The organism is Mesorhizobium sp. ES1-4, assembly GCF_020164745.1.
In the GTDB taxonomy this organism is placed as follows: domain Bacteria; phylum Pseudomonadota; class Alphaproteobacteria; order Rhizobiales; family Rhizobiaceae; genus Mesorhizobium.
In genome coordinates this window covers 602,695-622,421 of the sequence record NZ_JAIUGV010000001.1, presented here as the reverse complement: position 1 = coordinate 622,421, position 19,727 = coordinate 602,695, and the positions used below count along the sequence as shown (strand labels likewise).

Sequence of the window (19,727 nt, the reverse complement as noted above, 5' to 3'; positions counted from 1 at the left end):
ATGCTCTATGCATGGGTCGGAGACCAGAAACGCGCTCCCGTCGCGAAGGGAGAACGGACGACCTGCCGAGATTGTGGCGGCCTGCTTACCGCCGTTATGCCAGTAGAGAACACGCCGCACTGGCGGCACAAGGCGGGTGACTGCGATTCGTGGAGCGAACCGGAGGGACCTTGGCACCTCGGCTGGAAAGAACTCTTCGATATGTCGTGCCGCGAGATCGCTTTGCGCGATCCGTTGACCGGGGAGCTTCATCGCGCCGACGTCCTGGTAGGTGGCGGAACCCCCATGGCAACCGTGTTGGAACTGCAGCACTCCTCGATCAGCGAAGACGAACGCAACGCACGGGAGGCCTTCTATCGGCGCGAGCATCGGATGTTCTGGCTGGTCCACATCCACAGTGAAAGCTCGTTCCTTGGGACCTATTTCAGCATGTCGCTCGACTTCAAATCCCGCGTCGTAAAACTCGACGGCAAGGAATTTGCGATCATGCCGTGGATGGGGCCGAACAAGCAGTTCATTGAGAAATGGAAGCGCGCCGCTGCCCACGTCTTCTTCAATGCGGGTCCGTACATCTTCTACCTCGCCAGCCCCGGCGCGGCCTCTCGCCTCGGAGGCCCCTTGCAGCGCGGCGAGTTTGCCCTCTGCGCGCTCACTCCCGATGAGTTTGTGCGCGCTGTTCGAGGCGAGGACATTCGATCGACATAGTGCCGAATGGCGGCGGGCGTGGCGTGTCGGTCAGGGCTGCGCAGGAAATATGTGATCGATCCACGAGGCGCAGGCAGCTACGACATCGAGCGCCATTCCAGGCGAGTGGATGTCGGACGTGCCGTGGGACAATCCATTTCGTAGAGCGATCAGGGCTTCGATAGGGTCTGAGATCGCCGTGGGACCGGGCACGAGCGCCGGAAGGACACCAGCTTTCCTCGCCCTGTCGACGAGATTGCGCAGCGTGCCGCTAGCGGCCCCTCCGTGCCCGTTTAGGCGATGTTTCAGTGCCAGCTCGAACGCGCCGAACGTCTGTATCTCACCGACCACGAAGAGATCGTAGCTGAAGAAGGCGTAGATGATCGTGTTTCGGGCGCGATCGAAAGCAGCCGCCACGTCTGCCGGCGCGGCGCCCGTGAGGCTGACGTTTGCCAGCGCCCCATGGTGGTCCGCGAGCGTCATTCGGCGGGCCACACCGTTCTCAACGATGCAAAGATCGGTGAAGCGCGGGTCAGGTTGCAGAATGCTTTCGACGGGTTTGAAGGCCATGCGTCCGATCCAATCTTATTGGGCAAGCGGGTCGCTGACGAAGGCGGAATAGCTCTGCGCGTCGATCCTGATGGCCGGGTTGGTAGCTTTGGCTCGGCGGGACGAGGGCTTGCAAGGAGGGCAACTCATGCGGCTGCCTTTAAGCGCTTCTTGGCAAGCATGGCGCGGACGAATTTGTCCCATTTCGCCATACCGGCGCGCTTTTCGACCATGTAGTGCCAGCGGTCGTAGTGCTTGGAGCTGACGTCCTGCAGCGCGTGGTTCTGAAGGCGATCGCGAATTTCCTTCGATACACCTGCCTTGCCGGCGAGCGTTTTGAAGGTCCGACGGAGATCGCGGTTCGTGGCATATGGGATTACGCCGCGGTCCCGCTGTCGCCAGACGAAGCTATATAGAGTGCCGTGGCTGACGGGCTTCTTCGGGTCTTTAGCCGATGGGAAGAACCAGCCGTATTTATTCGGCTTGATCGACTCGATCAGTTCGGCAGCAAGCAAGGGCACTGGCACGGCGTGGGGCTGGTCGTTCTTTGTCTTGGACCAGTCGATGATCCGCTCCTTGGCGTCCCATTGATCGACATGGAGCCGGGCAAGCTCCTCGACGCGCTGGCCGGTCAGCATGATGAGTTGCACGGCGCGTGGATAGGAGGGATGGACCGGCGTGTCGGGGTATTCCAACCAGCGATAGAGCTGCACGAACTCGTCTTCGTCGAGCCAGCGAGTGCCCTTGACCTTGGGTTCGGTCGGGATGCCTGTCGCGGGATTGAAGGGGAGACGGAAGCGGCGAGAGGATTGCTGCCGATAATCGTTGTCGGACTTCATGCCCCAGCTAAAGGCAGCATGAAGGTAAGAGCGCACATGGTCGGCCATCGACTTGGCGCCGCGCTCATAGATCGGGCGGATCAGCTCGATGATTTCCTCGGACTCGATCTCGCGGGCGAGTCGGTTGCGCCCGAGCGTGTCTGCGATCTTGTTGAGGCCCTTTTCAGTTTCCTTCCAGGACGGCTTACCGGCTTCCATGAGCGAGGCGACATAACCCTCGAACAAATCGGCGACCGTGCCTGGGCGGGTATCGGTGGCTATCTTGATGCTTCGGCCCTTCTGGATGACGTCGGCAAAGTCGCGCTTGTAGATCTCGCGGGCCTGCGCGAGCGACATCGAGGGATAGGCGCCGATCTTCTTCTTGGTGCGTTTGCCTTCGCGCCATTGCTGCGCCATCCAGTCGGCGGTGACTCGCTTCGGCATCGGCTTGAGAACGAGGACGAGACGGCCGGTGCCGCGTCCTTCGCCATCGGCGAGGTTCTCTTGTTTGCGGCTGACCTCGACGCGCTTCAGTGCATGTCGGATCGCGGTGTCGGTTAGGGCTGGCATAGCGTTTCCTCCTTTCCGGAACTGGGATCGGTCGAGGAGAAGCAGGGATCGCTAGCTGGGAGCGGAAGGCCGTTTTCTACCCCTTTTACAGCCCCCAATTTGCCAAAACCGCCCCCACTACGCAATGCGAAAAATTCGCGATTTTGCTAGTGTTTCAGTGTGCTTGAGCGTGATCCAGTGTGACTGAAAAAGGGGTAGTGGGGTGGTTGTGCACCAGGATGATCGCGGTGGCCGACAGTTCCAGCGCGCGCTTGACCACTTCCCTGGGGTAGACGGGCGTGTGGTCGACCGTGCCGGTCTGCTGCACCTCGTCTGCGATCAGCGCGTTCTTCTTGTCCAGGAACAGGATGCGGAACTGCTCGCGCGCCTCGAACGCCATCGCCGAGCGACAATAGTCGAGAAGCTGCTGCCACGAGGCCAGGACTTCGCGGCCATGGATCTCGCCGCGCGCCATGCGCTGGGCGGTCGCCGCGACGACCTTCAGCTCGAGCGCCACGGCCGGGCCGATGCCCTTGACCTCCTGCAACAGGCCGACGGGCGCGCCGAGCACTTCGGCCAAAGTGCCGAAGCGGGCGAGCAGCGCCTTGGCGACCGGCTTGGTATCGGCGCGCGGGATCAGACGAAAGAGCAGGAGCTCCAGCAGCTCATAGTCGGGCAAGGCATCCGGTCCGGCCGAGGCAAAGCGCTCGCGCAGACGATCACGATGTCCGAGATAGTGCGGCTTTTCATCGACTGTCGCCTTGCCTCGCGCCGGTGGCCGCACCGGCATTTCGGAGAAGAAACTCCGCTCGTCGTCGTCGCCTTGTGTCGCCATGTGCCGCCCATATCCTGCCCGCAGCTGAGCAATGATAGCTGATCCCGGCGAAATACTAGAGCATGATGCCGAAAAGTGTGAAACGGTTTTCGGACGACATCATGCTCTATCTCCTTGATTTAGAGACGAATTCGGATTTTAGGTCGACTCGACCTGAAATCATCCGGCTCTACTATGGCTGGCAGGGGTGTCGAGGCCTTTTCAACGCTGTCGATCAACCAATAACCGTCAAGCGGCTGAAGTCCAGTCGGCGGCAAGGAATGTGCGGCCTCCTTCCACGCAATGTTGCGGCAATAGGAGTGCCGCAAGCTCTCGATGTCGTCGTTGATGACACCACATTCGGAGAGAACCAAGGTGCCGATGCTCATTCGTATCCTGCTGTCCGCCGAGTTGCTTCTGAGCTTCAGTCCCGCAATGGCTGCCCCGGCGATCGATGCCGTATCCGCCGGTGGCCGCCATGATCAGAACCGCTCGATTCATTTCATCCAATATGATGATCCCTGCACGGACGGTCGTTACAGCGACGGTAAGCCGCATGACTGCCGGGAGATCCTGCGCATGCTGGATCGCAGGGAGCGTTACCGGAAACGGCACGACTATTACCCGCGCGAGCGCTACGACCCCTGCACCGATGGCAGGGTCAGCGATGGCCGTCCGCGCAGTTGCCGGGAAATACTGCGCTGGTTCCGGGACCAGGACGAGGACGAAGCCTGGCGGCCACGCAAACACTGGAAATAGGCCACTATCCCCTAAGCAAACCAAGGCAATAGAACGCCAAGACCTCGCCGCGTTCGGCTAAGCCGTCAAGCCGGGCCGGTCGAGCTTTTTAGGCGACAGCGTGAAAATCTCGCAGCCCGCGTCGGTCACGCCGATCGTGTGCTCGTATTGCGCCGACAGCGAGCGGTCGCGGGTCACTGCCGTCCAGCCATCCGACAGGACTTTCACGTGCGGCCGGCCGAGATTGATCATCGGCTCGATTGTGAAGATCATGCCGGGGCGCATCTCCACGCCTTCATTGGCGTTGCCGTAGTGCAGGATGTTGGGCGCGTCGTGGAAGAGCTGCCCGACGCCGTGGCCGCAGAAATCGCGCACCACCGAACAGCGCTCGGCTTCGGCGTAAGTCTGGATGGCGGCGCCGATGGCGCCCGTGCGCGCGCCCGGCCTGACCGCGGCTATGCCGCGCATCAGGCATTCGTGGGTGACCTCGAGCAGGCGTTCGGCCGCCCGCTTGATTGTCCCAACCGGATACATGCGCGAGGAATCGCCGTGCCAGCCGTCGAGGATGTAGGTCACGTCGATGTTGACGATATCGCCATCCTTCAGCGGCTTGTTATCGGGAATGCCGTGACAGACGACATGGTTGATTGAGGTGCAGGACGATTTCGTGTACCCGCGATAGTTGAGCGTGGCCGGCAATGCGCCGTGATCCATGCCGAACTCGAAGACGAAACGGTCGATCGCATCGGTGGTGACTCCGGGGCTGACCATCGGCACCAGCTCATCAAGGCAGCGCGCGGTGAGGTCGCATGCCTTGCGCATGCCGGCAAAGCCTTCCTCGCCATAGAGGCGGATCTGGCCGGTGTTTCTGAGCGGTGCCGTGGCGGCGTCGAGATAGGTGACCATGTTGTCCGTATAGAAGGTGGCCGCGCCGCAGGAGTGCTCGCGCGAAGATTCCACCAGATTTGGCACTTGAGGGCGAAAGGTTCAAGGAAGAACTGCCCGATGCGGCCCCGTCGCCCGGATATTGGCTTGCCGAGGCAATCCTTTTCCAGGTTTTGCATGGCGCTGCTTTCCTTTATGGCCGTCGTGCGTTGGACGGACTGACGGACGTCCGCTGGTCTTCGCACCAAGTGGCCGTTGACTGAGGCAGAACGTCCGCTTCCGCAGTCGCGACACATTCTCGGGGCATAACGAGCAACTTTCTGGGACGAGCGGCGTTGCATGGGCGATGCCGGTTCGGGAGACGTCGGATGGACAGATTGCAATTCGAAGTGCCGGTGCGCATCGCACCAGGTCCCGGCTTGCCCGTCGAGGAAATCTACAGCGTCGAGCAGGCGCTCGATTTTCTGCAGGGTTGGCCGGCGCGCCGGCAGGGACCAGTGTATCAGAAAGCCTTCAATGCCTGTTTCGGCGCCACGGTGGATGTGGTCAAGACCGAAGACGCCTGCCGGGCGTTCATGGCGTTCTGCCGCGTCACCGGACTGATGGCCCGCGACATGATGGCGCCACGCAAGCGCGGCGGCGAGGCGAGAGCACTGCAGGCCTGAGGGCTGCTTCGCAGTCCGGGTGAACAAGCTCGGCTCCGAGCGCGTATGACAAGTCACGTGCCGCGATCTCGTCGACCGGCGACGTTAAGCTTCCGTTTCCACCTTCGAGGTTAGCCATTGCTTGTTCGGCAATGGTTGATTCGTTGCGTCAGTTTCATGGTTCGGAAGATGTCCGCAGAAAAAGTCCGTTCGTTCCCGATCGATCGTCAGCTGTTCTTGGTCAGGGAAGTTGCCGCCAAGCTCGGCAATCTGCATGGCGAGACCGCCACCTCCTTCTGGAAGGCAAAAGCGGCGGAGTTGCTCGATCTCGTAGTCGGGACGGGCAGGGACAGGAAAGCAGCCACTGACGAAGTGCGCAGGTTCTTCCTGGCCGTGCAAAGAGAATTGCTGGCAGGGTCGGTTATCGAGCCGGCTCCAGTTCTTTCCGCCTGAAGCAGATATCGCCCTACAGATTCGCGCCACTTGGCTCGGAGCGCAACAGTCGCTGCAGGCGTGGTCATGGGACCGGCTATTCCTTCGTGATCGGCGGCGCTGTGGCAGCCCACGACGCGCTCTTTTCCTCACTGAGGGGTTGCCGAAATTTTACCCAAGACATCAAGAATCTTTAAACTTCTGCCCGTTACCAAAACATCCATGGCCTCGTGGCGGAGCGGCTACGCTAGAGACTGCAAATCTCGGAAGCCTCGGTTCGATTCCGAGGCGAGGCCTCCAAAATTCCGAAGCAGATGGACCGGTGGATCACCGGCGGGAGTGAACTCCGTTCCCGGTTGTTTCCGACGTGCACGGCGACTTCTTGCAGGTATTCCGATGTAGGCGTGCAGGGACCTGCGGCCAGTGTTCTTCACTTGCTTCCCGGATTATAGCCGAATCGATCGGGGAGGATCGATGCGGCGCGACGGGAAACGATGGCTGGAAATTGGACAGCCAACCGCCAATCTGGCCAAGTGCTTGAAATATCTGGTACGCCCAAGGGGAATCGAACCCCTGTTACCGCCGTGAAAGGGCGGTGTCCTAACCGCTAGACGATGGGCGCGCTCAGACGAAGCGGCTTATACTGACGTTGCGCGCAACCGGCAACCCGTTAGGTGCAGCCTTGGACAACTTTTTTCCGGCGTGCCAAGTCGGCGATGTCGCGAGGGTCGGCAGGGTCTGGCGACTGGCGGCAACGCTATCGTTTCCGCCTCGTCAGGGCGCCGCTAGGAGCTTCGCTCTGGAATGCTCAAATGGGAGACACCAGCCTGCCGACAGGCTCCGGCCCGTCTATCGCTGTTAGTCGTCGCTACCGCCACTGCGCCGGCGGCAGCGCCAGTTCCAGTCGCGCTCGGGGCCGACGTCGACGTGAACCGATTCGGTGTGGCAATAGGTGCCGACGCCGCCGCGGCCGGGCATTGTCCTGATGTAGTTCGCCAGCTCCCATTTGGAGACACCGGGCACCTGGATGTCGGCGGCGGCGCAATACATGTGCAGCGAATTCTTGGCGCCGTTGGCGCGGCGGTTGCGAGCCGGGTCGCGATAGCCCGAAGTGACGACCATCTTGCGGCCGTAGTGGCCCTCGATGGTCTTCAGCACGCGCACCAGCGACGGTTTCAGGCAGGCGACGTCCACGCTCTCATTCTGCTTCAAGAGACCGTTAGGCGCCAGGCGCGCCATGCCGGCGGCCGACGCAACCTGATAGCTGCCGCCCGAGCCTCCGTCCTCGTTGAGGTCGACGTCGCTTTCATCGTCGAGGCCGGATTTGCGCTTGATCTCGAACAGGGCCGTCTGACGCACACCGGGTAAGGCGTCGCTGCCGGTGATGTGCCCGGCATTGTCGCCGCCGAGCGAAGCCAGTTGCAGTGGCTTCTGCGTGGAATCAGCCGAAGCCAAAGTGATGATCGGCTTTGCCGCCGCGGGGGCGGGCTTGGGCTGCGCGGCCGGCTGTTCGACCGATCTTGTGTTGACCAGCGGAGCGGGTGTTGCCGACGCGGGGGTGGCGCCAAACATCGAAGCCAGGAAGCCTTTCTTCTTCGGCGTCTCTGCTTGCGGCATTTCGCCGGCGGTCACATAGACCGGATTGTTCATCACTGGCGCCGCCGCTGGCTTCGGCGCCGTCGCGGCGGCATCGGCGGCAGCGATCTTCTGGGCGACCGCGTCGGTCTGCTGCGCCGTCTGGACCGGTTGCTGCAAGGACTGCGGCGTCTGTCCCGCGATCGTTTCCGCGTCGGACGGCACGGTAAGCGGGAAGGCGGCCTGGGGCTTGGCGATCGGCACGTAGGCGACTGTCTCGGGGAGCGCCGTATCGCTTTCGCTCATCACGGTCGTCTGCTCTGTCGCCACCTGCGACGACGAATCGGCGGCGAGCGGACCGCCCGTGGAGGCGGCGTGGATATCCGATGCGGAAGCGTTATAGGCGGGCATTCCAACCGACATTGTCGGGTCGCCAGCCGATGTGCAGGAGGCCAGAAGCATGGAGCAGAGCGCTGCCACAATGGCGCGGCGTTCTCCCTTTGCGAGGCTCCATCCTGCTGATTTCAAACTAAAATTCCCCCTCGATGTCCGGTCCGAGTATCCGTGGCGCTGACTGGTATGTCCGCGCCAGGGCGACCTTTGTCTCCGATCCGGAAACGAGACCTGTGTCAAATCAGCAAGCCTGAAAGTATTTTTGCTGCGACTGTCGAATTGCGGCTGCTTGATGCTTGACGACACCATTTCGCCCGCTTTTAGGGGGGCGTCAACTCACCAGACATTACAGTCCGTTACACACGCACCTTGACATAGGTGCCGGGGGCATCGCCCAAGGTTTTCATATGCTTGCCGGGTTTACGGGCAGGTGCGCGGGTGTTGTCCTTGGCCTCTATCCAGCTTTGCCAGTGCGGCCACCAGGACCCGGGATGAGCCGTGGCCGTTTCTATCCACTTGTCGAAGTCGCCTTTCGGCGGGCCGCCGGTCCAATACTGATATTTGTGGGATGCGGGCGGATTGACGACACCCGCGATATGGCCCGACCCCGCCATCACATAGTCGACCGGGCCGCCAAAATATTTCGAGCCGAGGAAGACGGACAGAGCCGGCGCGATGTGATCTTCCCTGGAGGCGAGATTGTAGATCGGAATGGTGACATCGCCGAGGGAGACCGTGTGGCCCGCCAGTTCCATCGTGCCGCGCGATAGGTTGTTCTCAAGATAGCAATTGCGCAGGTAGAAGGAATGGTTGGCCGCCGCCATGCGGGTCGAATCGGCGTTCCAGTAGAGCAGGTCGAAGGGCAGGGGCGCCTTGCCGCGCATGTAGTTGTTGACGACGTAGGGCCAGATCAGGTCGCCGGAGCGCAGCATGTTGAAGGCGGTCGCCATCTTGGTGCCGTCGAGATAGCCCTTTTCGTTCATGGACTCTTCCACCGCCTCGACCTGTTCTTCGTCGACGAACACTTTCAAATCGCCGGCATAGGTGAAGTCGACCTGCGTGGTGAAAAAGGTTGCCGACTTGATGCGGTCGTCGCCTTCCCTGGTCATCAGCGCCAGCGCCGCTGCCAGCAGCGTGCCGCCGACGCAGTAACCTATGGCGTTGACGTCACGTTCGCCGGTCGCTTTTTCGATCGTATCGAGGCCGTATTGCAGGCCTTCCCTGATGTAGGCCTCCCAATTCTTGGCACCGTGGCGTTCGTCCGGATTGACCCAAGAGATGACGAAAACGGTGTGGCCTTGCTCGATCGCCCAGCGGATGAAGGATTTCTGCGGGTTAAGGTCGAGGATGTAGAACTTGTTGATCCATGGCGGGCAGATCAACAGCGGGCGCTTCAGCACCGTCTCGGTCGCCGGATCATACTGGATGATTTCAGCGATATCGCTGCGACCGACCACTTTTCCGGGGGTGGTGGCGATGTTTCTGCCGATCTCGAAGGGCGAATAGTCGGCCTGGCGCAATTTCAGGTCGCCCTTGCCGGCGGCGATGTCCTCGGCCAGCATCTTCATGCCCCGCACCAGGTTTTCGCCGTTGGAGGCAACGGTTTCGCGAAACAGTTCGGGATTGGTCAAGATGAAATTGGACGGCGAGATCGCGTTGGATACCTGCTTGACGTAGAAGCTGGCCTTCTGGCGGGTGTGCTCGTCCAGGCCGTCGGCGTGCTCGACCAGTTCGGAGGCCCAGTGCGAGGTGACGAGATAGGCTTGCTTCAGGAAATCGAAGAAGGCGTTGCGGCCCCATTCCGGATCCTGGAAGCGCTTGTCGCCGGGCTCCGGCTTGACGGCATCTTCGAGACCCTCGGCGTCCGGGTTGACGCGCTGGATGGCGTTCCCCCAGACCGTCATGTAGCCGGCGAACAGCCGCGTCTGCGCTTCCAGCGCGCGTTGCGGATCGGCTAGCCAGTATTCGCTGAGCTTGGAGAAGGTCTTGACCATGTCGACGACCGGCTCGGCGACGTGGTCGCGCACCTCACCCTTTTCGCGCGGTTCGGCCCAGGCGGACGCCGCCTTGCCGGCCTGCTCGATCATCCGCGCCATGTTCAGCGCGAAGCGTTCCGGGTCTTTCACCAGATATTGCTCGACCGTCGAAGGTCCGCCATCTTCCGCTTTGCCCGAATCGGGTGTTTTGGACATGGTTCGCGGGGTTCCTCCGGAAGCGTTTTGTTGACATATTAACATGGGACGTCCGACAGGGTCCAATCTCGCTCTACCCCGGCTGCCAAGGAAACAATATGACGATTAAGTTTGGCGAGACTGTTTTTTTCGGTGCCGGCCACTTTTGCCGCATCGGCGCGGCCATCATGCTCCTTGGCGTTGCCGGATGCTCGAGCACGAATACCGGCGGCCCTGTGCCGATGGCCACCGATGCGGGTCCGAAGGACACGGGCACCTTTCCGAACCTCAACATCCCGCCGCAAGTGGCGGCGAAACAATTCACCGAAGCCGAGAAGAACGCCAAGCTCGCGCAACTGAAGGCCGACGAGAACGGGCAAGGTGCCAAGCGCGGCGGCGCTGCCGTCACCAATCAGGCGGCGCTGACCGATCTGGCCAAGAAACATGGTCCGCAGACGCTGAAACAGATCGAAGGCAAATGCGACCCCGCCCTCGACCCTACCTGCAAATGAGTATATAGCGCGCGCCCAAGCTCCCTTTGCTGTCTGGAACTGCCATGGAAGAATTTCACAAGGTCCGCCGGCTTCCGCCTTACGTGTTCGAGCAGGTCAACCGGCTCAAGGCCAGCGCCCGTTCGCGCGGCGCAGACATCGTCGACCTCGGCATGGGCAATCCGGACCTGCCGACGCCCAAGGCCATCGTCGACAAATTGTGTGAGGTCGTGCGCGATCCCCGTACGCACCGCTATTCCTCGTCGCGCGGCATTCCCGGCCTGCGCCGCGCCCAGGCCAACTACTATGCCCGCCGCTTCGGCGTTAAGCTCAACCCCGACACCCAGGTGGTGGCCACGCTTGGCTCGAAGGAAGGCTTCGCCAACATGGCGCAGGCGATTACCGCGCCCGGCGATGTCATCCTTTGCCCCAATCCGACCTATCCGATCCATGCCTTTGGCTTCATCATGTCGGGCGGCGTGATCCGCTCGCTGCAGGTCGAGCCCGATGACGGCTTCATTCCCGCGCTCGAGCGCGGTGTCCGCCATTCGATCCCGAAGCCGCTGGCGCTGATCCTCAACTACCCGTCGAACCCGACGGCTCTGGTCGCCTCCCTCGATTTCTACAAGGATGTGGTGGCCTTCGCCAAGAAGAACGACATCATCATCCTGTCCGACCTTGCCTATTCGGAAATCTACTTCGACGGCAACCCGCCGCCTTCGGTGCTGCAGGTGCCGGGCGCCGTCGACGTCTGCGTCGAGTTCACCTCGATGTCGAAGACCTTTTCCATGCCGGGCTGGCGCATGGGCTTCGCGGTCGGCAATGAGCGGCTGATCTCGGCGCTGACCCGGGTCAAATCTTATCTCGATTACGGCGCCTTCACCCCGATCCAGGTGGCGGCGGCTCACGCGCTCAATGGCGACGGCGCCGACATTGCGGAGGTGCGCGATATCTATCACAAGCGCCGCGACGTCATGGTCGATGCGTTCGGCCGCGCCGGATGGACCATTCCGGCACCGGCGGCCTCGATGTTCGCCTGGGCGCCGATCCCGGAGCCGTTCCGCCATCTCGGCTCGCTCGAATTCTCCAAGCTGCTCATCGAGCATGCCGATGTGGCGGTGGCGCCCGGTGTCGGCTTTGGTGAGCACGGCGACGATTTCGTGCGCGTGGCGCTGGTCGAGAACGAGCACCGGATTCGCCAGGCGGCGCGCAACATCAAGCGCTTCCTGTCGACCAGCGCCAAGCAGCCCAACAATGTGGTGCCGCTTTCCGCCCACCGGTAAATACAACTTCGATCTGATTTGAGGGGCGTCGCTTCCATGGCTGGAGCACTGCGTGTTGGAATTGCCGGACTTGGCACGGTCGGTGCTTCGGTGGCGCGCGTGTTGCGCGACAAGGCGGCGGAACTGACCCGCCAATGCGGGCGCGACATTGTCGTCTCGGCGGTTTCGGCCCGCGACCGGAAACGTGATCGTGGCGTTGATCTTGGCGCCGCCAACTGGTTCGACGATCCGGTGAAAATGGCGCAGACCGCCGAAATCGACGTTTTCGTCGAACTCATTGGCGGCGACGAAGGGCCGGCGCGCTTGTCAGTGAAGGCGGCGCTTGAAGCCGGCCGTCATGTCGTTACCGCCAACAAGGCGCTGCTGGCCAAGCATGGCGTGGCGCTGGCCGAGATCGCCGAGAAGAAGGGCGTGCTGCTCAACTACGAGGCCGCAGTCGCTGGCGGCATCCCGGTCATCAAGACGATGCGGGAGGCGATGGCCGGCAATTCGGTCAACCGTGTGTTCGGGATTCTCAACGGCACCTGCAACTATATCCTGACCCGCATGGAGGCCGAGGGTGTCTCCTTCGACGTCGTGCTGAAGGACGCACAGCGGCTGGGCTATGCCGAAGCCGATCCGACCTTCGACATCGAGGGCCACGACACCGCGCACAAGTTGTCGATACTGACCAGCCTTGCTTTCGGCACCAGGATCGCGGCGAACGACATCTACATGGAAGGCATTTCCAACATCACCCAGGCCGACATCCGCGCGGCTGGCGATCTCGGCTACCGGATCAAGCTGCTCGGCGTCGCCCAGCGCACGGAGAGCGGTATCGAGCAGCGCGTGCATCCGACCATGGTGCCGACGGCTTCCGTCATCGCCCAGGTCCATGGAGTCACCAATGCGGTGGCGATCGAGACCGATATCTTGGGCGAATTGCTGCTCTCCGGCCCCGGTGCCGGCGGCAACGCCACCGCCTCGGCCGTCATCGGCGACATCGCCGACATCGCCAAGAGCCGGCCCGGCTTCCAGCATGGGCCTGTGTTCGGCCGGCCGGCGAAGGAGTTGAAGCCCTACAAGAAGGCGCAGATGCGCAGCCACGCCGGCGGCTACTTCATCCGGCTGACCGTGCATGACCGCATCGGCGTGTTCGCGGCGATCGCCAAACGCATGGCGGATAACGACATTTCGCTGGAGTCGATCGTCCAGCATGCGGTCAGCGGCGAGGCGGCGGCGCAGAAGACGGTGATCCTCGTCACCCACGAGACCACCGAGGCCGCCGTGCGCAAGGCAGTCGATGGCATCACCAAGGACGGCCATCTGACCGACAAGCCGCAAGTCATCCGCATCGAGCGGGCAGGGTAGCAGGCAGGCGCTTTGCTTGGGCCGAGCGGCGAAGACATCACGCCACCGCCCGGAACGAATTGGCGCCGGCGCCGTTCTTTTGGTCAGCAACCAAGGGAGCCGCTTCATGGCCGATACCAACAAATCCGACAGCCCTGACATCGGCGACATCCAGAAGACACTGGAAAAGCAGATCGCCGACCTGCGCAAGGAGATCACCAAGATCAACAAGAGCATTTCGGCGCGCAGCGCGGAAATGCTCGATGATGCCAGCGAACAGGCATCGGACTTCTACGACACAGCCGCTTCCCGTGCCTCGCGGACAGCGCAGCAGTTGCGCAGTCAGGCCCAGGCGGTTTCGGACGTCGCGCGAGAAAATCCGGGCACGACGACCGCCGTCATCGGCGTGATCGGCCTGCTCGGCTTTCTGGCCGGGATTGCCGTCGGCCAGTCGATGAACGACACGTCGCGCCGCTGGTATTGATTGCGCCGGCATTGAGCCGGCTTTGCCGGCTCGTTTTGCGTTTCAGGAAATCATTTTGAGGAGGGCACCATGGCTTCGTCCGTGTTGATCGGTATTCTGATTACATTTCTCGTCATTATTCTCGTTCTCTATCTGGTGCAGCGACTGCCGCTCGACGCCAGGATGAGACAGATCGTGCAGATCATCGTCATCATCATCGGCATCATTTCGCTGCTCAAGTATCTCGCGGTTTTCTAGGGCACGAAGACGTCGATTTCCTGTTTCATGCCGGCCCGGTTCGCCTGGAACCGGGCCGGCCTTGTTTCAAGAGTGCGGTTCAATCGATTGATATTGCTATCGTTTCGATTAAGCCTGCAGCAGGTCTTGCCGTTGTCATGCTCGTTTGACAAAACAGGCGCGCCTCCGGCGGGAGGCGGCATCAAACGAGGATTTGCCGAAATGAATGTGGCCCAGAACATCGTTGCCGGCCTTGACCGGATACTCACCATGGAACTGGTGCGCGTCACCGAACGGGCCGCGGTTGCGGCCGCCAGGCTGCGTGGCCGCGGCGACGAGAAGGCAGCCGACCAGGTCGCCGTCGACGCCATGCGCCAGGAACTCAACCGCCTCGCCATCGAGGGCACGGTGGTGATCGGCGAGGGCGAGCGCGATGAGGCGCCGATGCTCTATATCGGCGAGGAGGTGGGTACAGGCAAAGGCCCGGCGGTCGATATCGCGCTCGATCCGCTCGAAGGCACGACGATCTGCGCCAAGAACCTGCCGAACGCGCTCGCCGTGATCGCAATCGCCGAGAAGGGCAGCCTGTTGTTCGCTCCCGACGTATACATGGACAAGATCGCGGTCGGTCCGGGTTTTGCCGCAGGCGTCATCGACATCGATGCCTCGCCGGCCGACAACATCGCCAGCCTTGCGAAGGCCAAGGGTGTCGCGGTGTCGGACATCACCACCTGCATCCTCGACCGGCCCCGTCACGCCAAGCTGATCGATGCCGTGCGCGCCACGGGAGCCGCGATCCGGTTGATCGGCGACGGCGATGTCGCAGGCGTCATCCACACCACCGACCCGGAAGAAACCGGCATCGATATCTATCTCGGCACCGGAGGCGCGCCGGAAGGCGTTCTTGCCGCGGCCGCTTTGCGCTGCACCGGCGGCCAGATGCAGGGCCGGCTGATCCTCGATACGCCGGAGAAGATCGCTCGTGCGGCAAAGATGGGGATTGCCGATCCGAAGCGGGTTTATCGGGCCGAGGACATGGCACGCGGCGACGTGCTGTTCGCGGCCACCGGCGTGACCGACGGTAACATGCTGGCCGGCGTCAAGTTCGGCCGTACCTACATAACCACGCACACGATCGTGTTGCGTTCCTCATCGCGTACGGTGCGGGAGATCAAAGCGCGACACCAGGATCTGGATAAGTTCTAGACCTGCTTGCGAAGCTTGGTCGCAGTTGTTAGCCATCTGCCTGCCTCCGGCGGCGGGCTTACCGATGGGAACGCTCGACCGGCACGCCTTCCTGATTTTTAGGAGCGGCAAGCGGTTGGTTTGGGTGCACGGCTGAAAGGCGGAAAGCGTGGTTCTTTGAAGTCTCCCGCGACGCGCAGCTTCGTGAAGCGCTTGGCTTTGCCCGCCTTTGGCGCTTTGGGTGTCGCTTGAGCATGTCGTTATCCCAAAACCATCGCACATTTTTTTGGGCGACATGCATTATCCTGCCAACCATGAGTTGGCAAAGCGCATGACGGGCGAAAGGCGCCTCTTCCTCGATGTCAGGCAGTCGGCCATCGGTCTCTCCTGGGAGCACCGGCTGACCGAACGGCAGGACATGGTCGCGCTTGCCATTGCGCAAGGCCATGGTGTGCCCGACATTGTCGCGCGCGTCCTTGCCGGACGCGGCGTTGCCGCCGATGAGACCGAGCGGTTTCTCGACCCGACGATCCGCGACCTGTTGCCGAATCCGGCCTCGCTGACCGACATGGACAAGGCCGCGATCCGCATCGCCTCCGCCGTCGTGGCCCGGGAGAAAATAGCGATCTTCGGCGATTACGATGTCGATGGCGCCGCCTCGTCGGCTTTGCTGAAGCGGTTTCTCACGCATTTCTCGGTGCCGTCGGAAATCTATATCCCGGATCGTATTTTCGAGGGCTACGGTCCCAATCCCGATGCCATGCGCGAACTGGTCTCGCGCGGCGCGACGCTGATCGTCACTGTCGATTGCGGCACCAACAGCGCCGCCTCCATCGACGCCGCCAAGGAGGCGGGCGCCGATGTGGTGGTACTGGACCACCACCAGGTTGGTGGCGCGCTGCCGGCGGCGCATGCCGTGGTCAATCCAAACCGCGACGACGACCTTTCCGGACAAGGCCATCTCTGTGCCGCCGGCGTGGTCTTTCTCGCTCTGGTGCAAACCGCGAAGGTGCTGCGCGCGATGACCGACGCCACGCCGCCGGATCTGCTCTCATTGCTCGATCTCGTGGCGCTTGCCACCGTCTGCGACGTGGTGCCGCTCACCGGCGTCAATCGCGCGTTCGTCGTCAAGGGCCTGCAAGTGGCGCGCCAGCAGAAGAACGAGGGGATGGCCGCCCTTGCGCGGGTGTCACGCATTGGCGAGCCGATCAGCCCCTTCCATCTCGCTTATCTGATCGGCCCGCGCATCAACGCGGGCGGGCGCATCGGCGATGCGGCGCTCGGCAGCCGGCTGCTGGCAACGGACGATCCGGTCGAGGCGCGGACCATCGCCGAGACGCTCGACCGGCTGAACCAGGAGCGACAGCTCATGGAGCAGGAGATGCTCGCCGCAGCCCGCGCCGAGGCCGATGCCGAGCTCGCCGGCGGCAGCGGCCCGGCGATCGTCGTCACCGCCAGCAACAGCTGGCACCCCGGTATCGTCGGCCTGCTGGCTTCGCGGCTGAAGGATCACGCACGACGGCCGGCTTTTGCCATCGCCTTCAACGCCAACGGCACCGGCACTGGCTCGGGCCGTTCGGTGTCGGGTTTCGATCTTGGCCGGCTGGTGCGCGAAGCCGCCAATGCCGGACTCATCCTCAAGGGCGGCGGCCATGGCATGGCCGCCGGGATCACCGTCGAGCGCGCAAGGCTGGGCGAGCTCAGGGCTTTCTTCGAGGAGCGGGCGGCCGCCGACGTTTTCCGGTTGCAGGATGAGGAAAGCCTGGCGATCGACGGCGCGCTTGCCGCCGAAGGCGCGACGCTCGGCCTGCTCGACGCGCTGGAGAAGGCTGGGCCTTTCGGCGCCGGGCATGTCGCGCCGGTTTTCGTGCTGCCGCGCCATCGGTTGGTCGATGTCATGCCAGTCGGCACCAACCATATTCGCGCCGGCTTGCAGTCGGAGAGCGGCGGCCGCATCCAGGCGATCGCCTTCCGCGCCGTCGACACCGTGCTTGGCGAATTCTTGTTCAAGAACCGTGGCAAGACGGTGCATGTCGCCGGATCGCTGTCGGGCAATTACTGGAACGGCAGCCGCACGGCGCAGTTTCGCATCATCGACGCCGCGCGGGCGTAGCCGCGCCAGCAGCCGGGCAATTCATCCGGCCGGCGCATAACGCAGCAGCGTCACGCCTTGCGCCAAGCGAAGTGACTGGAACCTGGTGAGATGATCTAGGCGAGAACCGTCTGCAGTCGGGTCAGTTCGCCGATCTGCGCCATCGTTGCCTGGTAGCCGAGCTGGATGGCCTCGTCGGCCCGGTGGAATTCGGTGAGGCCGATATGGCTGAGCTTGGGCTGCAGCGACATGTCGGGCGGATCGCCGGCAAGCCTGGCGCGCGAGATGCGGTCCTGGATGATGTTGAAGGCTTCCACCATGACGCCGGTGATGCCGAGGCGCGTCTGGTGCGATTGGTGATGGGCGTCGGCCTGACCGGGCCTTGGCGCATCCTTTTCGATAACCAGCTCGCCGGCGCTGTGTTTGATCACCGCGGCACGGCCGAACAGGTCGTAGTGGAGGTTGACCGCCACGACGAGCGGCTGCTCGTAGGCACGGCAGACCGATACGGGCACCGGATTGACCAGCGCTCCGTCGACCAGCACCCGGCCGTTGCAATTGACCGGCTCGAACACGCCAGGCAGCGCGTAGGACGCGCGCATGGCCGTGATCAGCGAGCCGCTCGACAGCCAGATCTCATGGCCGGTACGGATCTCCGATGCGACGCAGACGAATGGTTTAGGCAGGTCCTCGAAACGGACGCCCGCCACATGCTCACGCAAGCGCGCATCCAGTTTCATGCCGCCGAAGAGACCACTGCCGCGCAGGTTCAGATCGAGCAGGCCGAAGATGCGCCGCTTGGTCAGGCTGCGGGCGAACGCTTCCAACTCGTCCAGTTTGCCGGCGAGATAACAGCCGCCTACCAGCGCACCGATCGAGGTGCCGGCGATCATGGAGACTTCGATGCCGGCTTCATCGAGCGCGCGCAGCACACCGATATGGGCCCAACCTCTGGCGCAACCGCCGCCGAGCGCGAGCGAAATGCCTGTTTTCGTGGGAGATTTCGTTTCGGATGCGCCGCCGGCCGAGGATAGGCCGTTGGCCTCCCTGACATCTGGTCTGTTACGCAATGACGCCCATTCGAGCATCATGATCTCCCTTGTCCCGAGGTTAGTATACGGACGTGCCGTATCGAAATGATGAATCTGAGTGGCCGGTGCGAGGCAGAAGGTTCAAGCTGGTGGCTTTCGATACGTGTTTTCCGCGTCGAATAGCGGCTTGCTGCCGTCGTCGGCAAGCGTCGCCTTGCCGCCGGTCAGCCCCACCATCCGATAAAAGCAGGAACGTCGGCCAGTGTGACAGGTTGCGTCATGACCCAAAACTTTGACGCGCAACCATATGGCGTCCTGGTCACAATCCGTGAGCATCTCGACGACATGCTGGAGATTGCCCGAGGTTTCGCCTTTCTTCCAGAGCGCGTTGCGCGAGCGCGACCAGTAGTGGGCGATGCCTGTCTCCAGGGTCAGCGCCAGCGCCTGCGCGTTCATATGCGCGACCATCAGCAGAATGCCGTCGGCGGCATCGGTGACGACGACGGTGACAAGGCCATTGGCATCGAAGCGCGGCGAGAACACCGCGCCCTCTTCCAGGGCCTTCTTGTCTGATGGAGCTTTCGGAAATTCCAGTGCCGACATTGCCGGTCTATTTTCCTGTTGACCGTGACGCCGGCAAGGGGCTTACACCCCGCCGCCGCGCACCATGGTGACAAAACGAACCTGCTCTTCGGGCGTATCCTTGAAGACGCCGGTGAAAGTGGAGGTCAGTGTCGTTGAACCCTGCTTGCGGATGCCGCGCATGGCCATGCACATGTGCTCGGCCTCGATCATGACGGCGACGCCGCGCGGGTTGAGCACGTCCTGAATGACGCCGGCAATCTGCGCGGTCAGGGCTTCCTGCGTCTGCAGGCGATGGGCGAAGATGTCGACGACGCGCGCGATCTTCGACAGGCCGACGACCTTGCCGTCGGGCAGATAGCCGACATGCGCCTTGCCGATGATCGGTACCATGTGGTGCTCGCAATGCGAGTGGAACGTGATGTCCTTGACTATGACCAGGTCGTCATAGCCGGCGACCTCCTCGAAGGTACGGCCTAGTTCTTCCGCCGGGCACATGTCGTAGCCGCCGAACATTTCGCGGTAGGCCTTGGCCACGCGCTTGGGGGTATCGATCAAACCTTCGCGATCCGGGTTGTCGCCGGTCCAGCGCAGCAATGTGCGCACGGCGGCCTCGACTTCCGCTTCGCTCGGACGATCGGTGACCGGCTTTTCCATATAGGCGGACTGGGGCATGAGCTTCTTGATGACGGCATCCATAAAGGCGTCTCCCGTAGTCCCTCTCAGAGGAGGAACGAGTTGAACGGACCACGACCTTCGGTGTCGGAAACTCGCCCCGTTTC

The 19,727-nt window shown here is 62.4% G+C and carries 21 protein-coding genes and 2 tRNA genes; 12 read left to right on the top strand and 11 right to left on the bottom strand.

What is annotated here, in order from left to right; translation table 11 throughout:
* Nucleotides 1-705, top strand: a complete 705-nt coding sequence (locus LB556_RS03155; RefSeq protein WP_224563405.1) for a competence protein CoiA — start codon at nt 1-3, stop codon at nt 703-705.
* A gap of 30 nt (nt 706-735) precedes the next feature.
* Here LB556_RS03155 and LB556_RS03150 read toward each other — a convergent pair whose 3' ends face one another.
* The 4 genes from LB556_RS03150 to LB556_RS03135 form a co-directional block, all read right to left on the bottom strand.
* The gene (locus tag LB556_RS03150) at nt 736-1,254 is read right to left on the bottom strand and encodes a hypothetical protein (protein ID WP_224563402.1); all 519 of its coding nucleotides are present in this window, start codon (nt 1,252-1,254) and stop codon (nt 736-738) included.
* Between the two features lie 125 nt (nt 1,255-1,379).
* The gene (locus tag LB556_RS03145) at nt 1,380-2,621 is read right to left on the bottom strand and encodes a tyrosine-type recombinase/integrase (RefSeq protein WP_224563399.1); all 1,242 of its coding nucleotides are present in this window, start codon (nt 2,619-2,621) and stop codon (nt 1,380-1,382) included.
* A gap of 154 nt (nt 2,622-2,775) precedes the next feature.
* Entirely contained in the window at nt 2,776-3,435 is a 660-nt protein-coding gene (locus LB556_RS03140; RefSeq protein ID WP_224563396.1) for a RadC family protein, read from the bottom strand.
* Between the two features lie 119 nt (nt 3,436-3,554).
* The gene (locus LB556_RS03135) at nt 3,555-3,803 is read right to left on the bottom strand and encodes a hypothetical protein (RefSeq protein WP_224563393.1); all 249 of its coding nucleotides are present in this window, start codon (nt 3,801-3,803) and stop codon (nt 3,555-3,557) included.
* Here LB556_RS03135 and LB556_RS03130 point away from each other — a divergent pair.
* On the top strand, nt 3,790-4,173 hold the full coding sequence (locus LB556_RS03130; protein ID WP_224563390.1) for a hypothetical protein: 384 nt from the start codon (nt 3,790-3,792) through the stop codon (nt 4,171-4,173). The two genes, LB556_RS03135 and LB556_RS03130, sit on opposite strands and share 14 nt — an antisense overlap.
* A gap of 57 nt (nt 4,174-4,230) precedes the next feature.
* Here the strand turns inward: LB556_RS03130 and map are convergent, their stop codons facing one another.
* Nucleotides 4,231-5,058, bottom strand: coding sequence for a type I methionyl aminopeptidase (gene map, locus LB556_RS03125; protein ID WP_224563878.1), 828 nt, complete (start codon nt 5,056-5,058; stop codon nt 4,231-4,233).
* Between the two features lie 347 nt (nt 5,059-5,405).
* Between map and LB556_RS03120 the strand changes: the two genes are divergently transcribed.
* The 3 genes from LB556_RS03120 to LB556_RS03110 all read left to right on the top strand — a co-directional run bounded on the left by LB556_RS03120 (nt 5,406) and on the right by LB556_RS03110 (nt 6,413).
* Entirely contained in the window at nt 5,406-5,702 is a 297-nt protein-coding gene (locus tag LB556_RS03120; protein ID WP_224563387.1) for a DUF982 domain-containing protein, read from the top strand.
* A 117-nt stretch (nt 5,703-5,819) separates the two neighbouring features.
* Nucleotides 5,820-6,134: a DUF6074 family protein gene (locus tag LB556_RS03115; protein WP_224563385.1), complete on the top strand. Its 315-nt coding sequence runs from the start codon at nt 5,820-5,822 to the stop codon at nt 6,132-6,134.
* Nucleotides 6,135-6,337: 203 nt separating this feature from the next.
* A tRNA-Cys gene (locus tag LB556_RS03110) sits at nt 6,338-6,413 on the top strand.
* Nucleotides 6,414-6,660: 247 nt separating this feature from the next.
* Here the strand turns inward: LB556_RS03110 and LB556_RS03105 are convergent.
* The 3 genes from LB556_RS03105 to phaC all read right to left on the bottom strand — a co-directional run bounded on the left by LB556_RS03105 (nt 6,661) and on the right by phaC (nt 10,273).
* Nucleotides 6,661-6,735, bottom strand: a tRNA-Glu gene (locus LB556_RS03105).
* Nucleotides 6,736-6,971: 236 nt separating this feature from the next.
* The gene (locus LB556_RS03100) at nt 6,972-8,111 is read right to left on the bottom strand and encodes a YcbK family protein (RefSeq protein ID WP_224563382.1); all 1,140 of its coding nucleotides are present in this window, start codon (nt 8,109-8,111) and stop codon (nt 6,972-6,974) included.
* A 326-nt stretch (nt 8,112-8,437) separates the two neighbouring features.
* Nucleotides 8,438-10,273 (bottom strand): class I poly(R)-hydroxyalkanoic acid synthase, encoded by a 1,836-nt coding sequence (gene phaC / locus LB556_RS03095; protein ID WP_224563379.1) that lies wholly within the window; start codon nt 10,271-10,273, stop codon nt 8,438-8,440.
* A 98-nt stretch (nt 10,274-10,371) separates the two neighbouring features.
* Between phaC and LB556_RS03090 the strand changes: the two genes are divergently transcribed.
* The 7 genes from LB556_RS03090 to recJ all read left to right on the top strand — a co-directional run bounded on the left by LB556_RS03090 (nt 10,372) and on the right by recJ (nt 17,353).
* Nucleotides 10,372-10,764 carry a hypothetical protein gene (locus LB556_RS03090; protein ID WP_224563376.1) on the top strand — a complete coding sequence of 131 codons (393 nt, stop codon included), beginning with the start codon at nt 10,372-10,374 and terminating at the stop codon, nt 10,762-10,764.
* A gap of 44 nt (nt 10,765-10,808) precedes the next feature.
* Nucleotides 10,809-12,026 (top strand): LL-diaminopimelate aminotransferase, encoded by a 1,218-nt coding sequence (locus LB556_RS03085; RefSeq protein ID WP_224563373.1) that lies wholly within the window; start codon nt 10,809-10,811, stop codon nt 12,024-12,026.
* 36 nt (nt 12,027-12,062) lie between these two features.
* Complete coding sequence (locus LB556_RS03080) at nt 12,063-13,376, top strand: homoserine dehydrogenase (RefSeq protein WP_224563371.1); 1,314 nt, start codon at nt 12,063-12,065, stop codon at nt 13,374-13,376.
* Nucleotides 13,377-13,482: 106 nt separating this feature from the next.
* Nucleotides 13,483-13,839, top strand: coding sequence for a hypothetical protein (locus LB556_RS03075; protein WP_224563367.1), 357 nt, complete (start codon nt 13,483-13,485; stop codon nt 13,837-13,839).
* A 69-nt stretch (nt 13,840-13,908) separates the two neighbouring features.
* On the top strand, nt 13,909-14,076 hold the full coding sequence (locus tag LB556_RS03070) for a Thivi_2564 family membrane protein (protein ID WP_081295122.1): 168 nt from the start codon (nt 13,909-13,911) through the stop codon (nt 14,074-14,076).
* Between the two features lie 201 nt (nt 14,077-14,277).
* Nucleotides 14,278-15,261: a class II fructose-bisphosphatase gene (gene glpX, locus LB556_RS03065; RefSeq protein WP_224563364.1), complete on the top strand. Its 984-nt coding sequence runs from the start codon at nt 14,278-14,280 to the stop codon at nt 15,259-15,261.
* A 310-nt stretch (nt 15,262-15,571) separates the two neighbouring features.
* Nucleotides 15,572-17,353, top strand: coding sequence for a single-stranded-DNA-specific exonuclease RecJ (gene recJ / locus LB556_RS03060; RefSeq protein ID WP_224563361.1), 1,782 nt, complete (start codon nt 15,572-15,574; stop codon nt 17,351-17,353).
* Between the two features lie 95 nt (nt 17,354-17,448).
* Here the strand turns inward: recJ and LB556_RS03055 are convergent, their stop codons facing one another.
* From LB556_RS03055 to folE, 3 genes are all read right to left on the bottom strand, one after another.
* The gene (locus LB556_RS03055) at nt 17,449-18,420 is read right to left on the bottom strand and encodes a patatin family protein (RefSeq protein WP_224563875.1); all 972 of its coding nucleotides are present in this window, start codon (nt 18,418-18,420) and stop codon (nt 17,449-17,451) included.
* An 84-nt stretch (nt 18,421-18,504) separates the two neighbouring features.
* Nucleotides 18,505-18,966 carry a phosphoribosyl-AMP cyclohydrolase gene (gene hisI, locus LB556_RS03050; RefSeq protein WP_224563357.1) on the bottom strand — a complete coding sequence of 154 codons (462 nt, stop codon included), beginning with the start codon at nt 18,964-18,966 and terminating at the stop codon, nt 18,505-18,507.
* Nucleotides 18,967-19,008: 42 nt separating this feature from the next.
* On the bottom strand, nt 19,009-19,644 hold the full coding sequence (gene folE / locus LB556_RS03045; RefSeq protein WP_109671533.1) for a GTP cyclohydrolase I FolE: 636 nt from the start codon (nt 19,642-19,644) through the stop codon (nt 19,009-19,011).
* Between the last annotated feature and the right edge of the window lie 83 nt (nt 19,645-19,727).

Bases quoted from the DNA above. Each gene is read 5' to 3' on its own strand.
- LB556_RS03155 (WP_224563405.1), top strand. From the start codon at position 1: ATGCTCTATGCATGGGTCGGAGACCAGAAACGCGCTCCCGTCGCGAAG.
- LB556_RS03150 (WP_224563402.1), bottom strand. From the start codon at position 1,254: ATGGCCTTCAAACCCGTCGAAAGCATTCTGCAACCTGACCCGCGCTTC.
- LB556_RS03145 (WP_224563399.1), bottom strand. From the start codon at position 2,621: ATGCCAGCCCTAACCGACACCGCGATCCGACATGCACTGAAGCGCGTC.
- LB556_RS03140 (WP_224563396.1), bottom strand. From the start codon at position 3,435: ATGGCGACACAAGGCGACGACGACGAGCGGAGTTTCTTCTCCGAAATG.
- LB556_RS03135 (WP_224563393.1), bottom strand. From the start codon at position 3,803: ATGAGCATCGGCACCTTGGTTCTCTCCGAATGTGGTGTCATCAACGAC.
- map (WP_224563878.1), bottom strand. From the start codon at position 5,058: ATGGTCACCTATCTCGACGCCGCCACGGCACCGCTCAGAAACACCGGC.
- LB556_RS03120 (WP_224563387.1), top strand. From the start codon at position 5,406: ATGGACAGATTGCAATTCGAAGTGCCGGTGCGCATCGCACCAGGTCCC.
- LB556_RS03100 (WP_224563382.1), bottom strand. From the start codon at position 8,111: ATGTCGGTTGGAATGCCCGCCTATAACGCTTCCGCATCGGATATCCAC.
- phaC (WP_224563379.1), bottom strand. From the start codon at position 10,273: ATGTCCAAAACACCCGATTCGGGCAAAGCGGAAGATGGCGGACCTTCG.
- LB556_RS03090 (WP_224563376.1), top strand. From the start codon at position 10,372: ATGACGATTAAGTTTGGCGAGACTGTTTTTTTCGGTGCCGGCCACTTT.
- LB556_RS03085 (WP_224563373.1), top strand. From the start codon at position 10,809: ATGGAAGAATTTCACAAGGTCCGCCGGCTTCCGCCTTACGTGTTCGAG.
- LB556_RS03080 (WP_224563371.1), top strand. From the start codon at position 12,063: ATGGCTGGAGCACTGCGTGTTGGAATTGCCGGACTTGGCACGGTCGGT.
- LB556_RS03075 (WP_224563367.1), top strand. From the start codon at position 13,483: ATGGCCGATACCAACAAATCCGACAGCCCTGACATCGGCGACATCCAG.
- LB556_RS03070 (WP_081295122.1), top strand. From the start codon at position 13,909: ATGGCTTCGTCCGTGTTGATCGGTATTCTGATTACATTTCTCGTCATT.
- glpX (WP_224563364.1), top strand. From the start codon at position 14,278: ATGAATGTGGCCCAGAACATCGTTGCCGGCCTTGACCGGATACTCACC.
- recJ (WP_224563361.1), top strand. From the start codon at position 15,572: ATGACGGGCGAAAGGCGCCTCTTCCTCGATGTCAGGCAGTCGGCCATC.
- LB556_RS03055 (WP_224563875.1), bottom strand. From the start codon at position 18,420: ATGCTCGAATGGGCGTCATTGCGTAACAGACCAGATGTCAGGGAGGCC.
- hisI (WP_224563357.1), bottom strand. From the start codon at position 18,966: ATGTCGGCACTGGAATTTCCGAAAGCTCCATCAGACAAGAAGGCCCTG.
- folE (WP_109671533.1), bottom strand. From the start codon at position 19,644: ATGGATGCCGTCATCAAGAAGCTCATGCCCCAGTCCGCCTATATGGAA.